Source organism: Streptomyces sp. UNOC14_S4 (assembly GCF_020740835.1).
In the GTDB taxonomy this organism is placed as follows: Bacteria; Actinomycetota; Actinomycetes; order Streptomycetales; family Streptomycetaceae; genus Streptomyces.
Map to the genome: position 1 here is coordinate 1 of NZ_JAINFC010000959.1, position 1091 is coordinate 1091.

Sequence of the window (1091 nt, forward strand, 5' to 3'; positions counted from 1 at the left end):
GCAGGGGCCTCGGCCCCTGCCGTCCAGCGGGGTGTTCATGTCAGCACTCCTATGCTGGAGCGGAGCCCGCGACGAAATCCAGGACGAAAGGGACCTTCTCTTGGCGAAGCGACAGATTCCGGTCATCGTGCTGGCAGGCTTCCTGGGCTCGGGCAAGACCACGCTGCTCAACCATCTGCTGACCAACAGCGGCGGCACCCGGATCGGCGTGGTCGTCAACGACTTCGGCAGCATCGAGATCGACGCGATGACGGTCGCTGGGCAGGTCGGCGACTCGATGGTCTCCCTCGGCAACGGCTGCCTGTGCTGCGCCGTCGACACCAGCGAGCTCGACGTCTACCTGGAGAAGCTGTCCCGGCCGTCCGCCCGGATCGACGTCATCGTCATCGAGGCCAGCGGCCTGGCCGAGCCGCAGGAACTCATCCGCATGATCCTCGCCAGTGACAACGAGGACATCGTCTACGGCGGGCTGGCCGAGGTCGTGGACGCGGCCGAGTTCGAGCGGACCCGCGCCACGCACCCCGAGCTCGACCGTCACATCGCCATCGCCGACCTCGTCGTGCTCAACAAGGCGGACCGTGTGGGGGAGGCGGAGCGCGAGGCCCTCCTCGCCGAGCTCGCGCGCCTCGCCCCCGGCACCCCTGCGCTGGAGGCCACGTACGGGCGTGTCGACCCGGAGCTCCTCTTCGACCGCAGGCCGCGGGAGGAGGAACCGCCGGGGACGATACGACAGCTGTCCTTCGAGGACCTTGTGCGCGAGGCGGCGGAGGACGGCCATGGCCATGACGCCCACTCCTGCGGGGAGGGCTGCCACCACCACGGGCATCTGCACGCCGCCTACGACACCGTCTCCTTCACCTCCGAGACGCCGATGGACCCCCGGCTGCTCATGGACTTCCTCGACAACAGGCCCGAGGGGCTCTACCGCGTCAAGGGCTTCGTCCGCTTCGGGGCGGAGGGCCACCACCAGACGCGCTACGCGGTCCACGCGGTGGGCGACTTCCTCCGCTTCTACGGCGGGCCGTGGGAGCGGGGCGAGGAACGGGTCACGCAGCTCGTGCTGATCGGGCGGGGTGTCGATACGGGGGCCC

Annotated in this window: 1 protein-coding gene; it reads left to right on the forward strand. The window is 69.6% G+C overall.

All coding sequences use genetic code 11. The features are described 5' to 3' along the window. Nucleotides 1-100: 100 nt before the first annotated feature. Nucleotides 101-1091: GTP-binding protein (locus K6I34_RS37310; protein ID WP_229332447.1), on the forward strand; the 991-nt coding region annotated here is incomplete at its 3' end.